Here is a 3,395-nt window from a genome sequence, read left to right on the forward strand (position 1 = left end):
CCTATGTGCAGCGCGCGGCCATCTCGCTCGCCGACAAGGACGTGCCGTTCGAACGCCTCACCATCGATCTCGCCAACAAGCCGGCCTGGTTCAAGGCGATATCGCCGCTCGGCAAGGTACCGCTGCTGCGCGTGCAGCAGAATGGCGAGGAAACCGCGATCTTCGAATCGGCGGTCATCCTCGAATTTCTTGAGGAAACGCTGGCCAACCCACTGCACCCTGCCGACCCGCTGGCCCGCGCCCGGCATCGCGCCTGGATCGAGTTCGGCTCGGCCATCCTCAACGCAATCGGTCGACTCTATTCCGCACCGACCGAGGCCGCCTTACTTGCCGAAAGCCAAGGTCTGTCGGCAATGTTCGATCGTCTCGAAATAGAACTGGCGGCTGGCCGAGCTGGGCCATGGTTTGCCGGCCAGCGCTTTTCGCTGGTCGATGCTGTCTACGGACCAATCTTCCGCTATCTCGACGCGTTCGATCGGATCGACGATTTCCGTATCCTGAACGGAAAGTCGCTAGTCGAGGCCTGGCGGAAGGAATTGCGCGAACGCAAGTCGGTGAAGAACGCTGTCGCCCCGGATTATCCACAGCGCCTTCATGCATTCCTGCAAGCGAAGGGTTCGCATCTTTCGAAACTTATCCGCCGCAACGAGGCGGCCACCGCGCTTCCTTGATACCGATCCGCCTAAACGATCGACCACGGTTCCAGCCACCATCGAGGCTAGGATGTTTGGCACTGGCGGGATTTTCACCACTGACGCCACCAGCCTGTCGCGGACAAACGGCATCACGGTCGAATCCGACTGGTAGAACGGCGTCAGCATCAGCGACAGCGCCTGAAACACCCGCGGCCTTATCCGTCGCCCGTTGCCGCAGATCAGCGGTGTCCGCTCGCCGGTTTCCAGCGTCTCGAGTTCGACGCCGGTTTCGATGGCGATCGCCTCGCGCCGGACGGCGCGGAAAAGCACGCCGAACAAGGCCGCCCGGTGCACCGCCAGCCCGAAACGGCCGCCGCGCTGCGCATCATAGCGGACGTCGAGCACGCTGCGGCGATTTTCGCATCGGCGCCATGCAGGCGGTCGATGCGGCTGCCCAGCACTAGGATGTCGTCGAGCAGGCCGAGATCGGCAAGCACCGTCAGCCCGGTCGGCTGCAGGATCAATCCGGACCCGACTGGCTTTGGCGCGTCGAAGCGCTCGAAGATGGTGACCTGGTGCCCGGCACGCTTCAGATAGAGTGCCGCGGCCAGTCCGACCGGGTCGGCGCCGGCAATCGCGATGTCCAAAGAAATGCCCATTGCCCGCCGAATCTTCTCGCCCAAGCCGGACAATCCTTCAGCGGTATCGCCAATCAAGCCGTCGCACTTGGCATTGCCACTCCGGCATTGATGGTTAAGTCTCGGTAGCGTCGAATGCGTTCCGCGCGTCGCGCACAGCGCCATGATTGAGCTCGGCCCACTGGAGCAGCTGGTGCAGGGGTCCGAACATCGAGCGTCCGAGATCGGTCAGACTGTATTCGACGCTCGGCGGCTTGGTCGGGAACACCTCGCGATGGACGTAACCGTCGCGCTGCAAATCGTGCAGCGTCTGGGTGAGCATGCGCTGTGAAATGTCGGGTACCAGTCGCCGCAATTCGCCGAACCGGTACGGCTTTTCTGCCAGCGCCATCATCAGCAGCGAACTCCATTTGTTGCTGATGCCTTGGATCACATCGCGAACCGGACAGTCCGCAATGTTCCCCCCGCCGCTGCCCGCTTTGTAAATCTCGAGCTTCGATCTCAGACCGACGATTTTGCTGTCCATCGCTGGTTCCCTGCGCCTGCCTACCTCCCGCAAACCTGCCTTCTTTACGAGGGTCTGTCAATTCCTATTTTAGTGCTGGTCTCTTTTTGAGACTTATATAAGCACCCGCCGCTCCGGCGCAACGACAGGACTTCCCATGACCGAAACCCTTCTCGTCACCGGCGCCTCCGGCCAGCTCGGCCGCGGCGTCATCCATCATCTGCTGGGCACGCTCAAGGTTCCGCCCGCACGGATCATCGCCGCCACCCGTAATCCGGAAAACCTCGCCGACCTCGCGACGCGCGGCGTTACCATCAGGCAGGCCGATTTCGATGACACGGCGTCGCTCGTCGAGGCATTCAAGGGCGCCGGCAGGGTCCTGATCATCTCGACCGGCGAGATCGACCTTGGGGGCAAGCGCCTCAAGCAGCACGAGAATGCAGTCGCAGCCGCCAGGGAGGCCGGCGTTTCGCATCTGCTCTACACCTCGATGCCCAATCCTGAGCCGGTCTCGCCGGTGCTGTTTGCGGGCGATCACTACGGGACCGAGCAGGCGATCCAGGCGAGCGGCATCCCCTACACGATTTTCCGCAACGGCTGGTATCAGGAGAACCTCTTCATGTCGCTGCCGCATGCCATTGCTTCGGGGCAGTGGTACACATCGGCGGCCGACGGCCGCATCGCCCATGGCGCTCGCGACGACATGGCCGTGGCGATCGCCGCCGGTCTTGCCTCGGGCGATACCGAAAGCACCACATACACGCTGACGGGTCCGCAGGCCTACACGGTCGCCGAGATCGCGGCCCTGGTCACCGACGTCACCGGCAAGCCCATCGAGGTCGTTCAGCTTTCGGACGAAGCCTTGACCGAGGGTCTGACGGCCGCCGGCGTTCCCTCGGATTTTGCTCCCGTTGTCGTTTCCTTCGACACCAACACGCGCTCCGGCCGCATCGGCATGGTGACCGACGCGATCGAGACACTTTCAGGCAAAAAGCCGCAATCGCTGAAGCAATTTCTTGAAGCGAACAAGGCAATGCTAGCCGGCTGAAGTCCGCCGTGGTCAGGGGCATGTCGAGATTCAGGTCAGGCCGAGTCGAGAATGGTGGGTTCCGAGAACCGGAACGGAGCGGACATTTGGTCCGTGAGTACCGGAAGCGCAGGAACCTGCCGTTCGCAGGCCGGCCTCACCTGAATATCGGCATGCCCTAGATAGCCACCTGCGTTCCGATCTCAACCACACGTCCGGTCGGGATCTGAAAATACTCCGTCGCATCCGCTGCCGTGCGCGCCAGCCCGATGAACAGCTTGTCCTGCCACACCGGCATGCCGGAATTGGGTGACGCCTTGAGCGAGCGCCGCGACAGGAAGAAGGAGGTCGTCATGATGTCGAACTTCCAGCCCTGCTTGCGGCAGATCGCCAGCGCACGCGGGATGTTGGGCTGTTCCATGTAGCCGAAGGTCAGCGTCACCCGCATGAACAGCTCGTTGATCGTTTCCATCTTGACCCGCTCGCTGTCGGGCACCACGGGCTGCTGCGCCGTCACCACCGAGAGGATGACATTCTGTTCGTGCAGCACCTTGTAGTGCTTCAGGCTGTGCATCAGCGCTGTCGGAGCG

Annotated in this window: 4 protein-coding genes and 1 pseudogene; 2 read left to right on the top strand and 3 right to left on the bottom strand. The window is 62.4% G+C overall.

Translation table 11 applies throughout. The features are described 5' to 3' along the window. A partial coding sequence (locus EOA86_RS27395; protein ID WP_164892017.1) for a glutathione S-transferase family protein occupies positions 1-671 on the top strand: 671 nt, incomplete at its 5' end. Here the strand turns inward: EOA86_RS27395 and EOA86_RS27400 are convergent. Both EOA86_RS27400 and EOA86_RS27405 read right to left on the bottom strand, forming a co-directional pair. Next, positions 634-1,294: pseudogene (locus EOA86_RS27400) on the bottom strand (NAD(P)/FAD-dependent oxidoreductase). The gene EOA86_RS27395 and the pseudogene EOA86_RS27400 overlap by 38 nt on opposite strands. Positions 1,295-1,388: 94 nt before the next feature. Further along, the gene (locus EOA86_RS27405) at positions 1,389-1,799 is read right to left on the bottom strand and encodes a helix-turn-helix domain-containing protein (protein ID WP_029352119.1); all 411 of its coding nucleotides are present in this window, start codon (positions 1,797-1,799) and stop codon (positions 1,389-1,391) included. A gap of 136 nt (positions 1,800-1,935) precedes the next feature. Between EOA86_RS27405 and EOA86_RS27410 the strand changes: the two genes are divergently transcribed. Beyond that, positions 1,936-2,826, top strand: coding sequence for an SDR family oxidoreductase (locus tag EOA86_RS27410; protein ID WP_128344543.1), 891 nt, complete (start codon positions 1,936-1,938; stop codon positions 2,824-2,826). A gap of 157 nt (positions 2,827-2,983) precedes the next feature. Here EOA86_RS27410 and EOA86_RS27415 read toward each other — a convergent pair. Then, the coding region (locus EOA86_RS27415) for a KUP/HAK/KT family potassium transporter (protein WP_206630144.1) at positions 2,984-3,395 on the bottom strand (412 nt) is incomplete at its 5' end.

The sequence above is a fragment of the Mesorhizobium sp. M5C.F.Ca.IN.020.32.2.1 genome (assembly GCF_004023105.1).
In the GTDB taxonomy this organism is placed as follows: Bacteria; Pseudomonadota; Alphaproteobacteria; order Rhizobiales; family Rhizobiaceae; genus Mesorhizobium; species Mesorhizobium wenxiniae.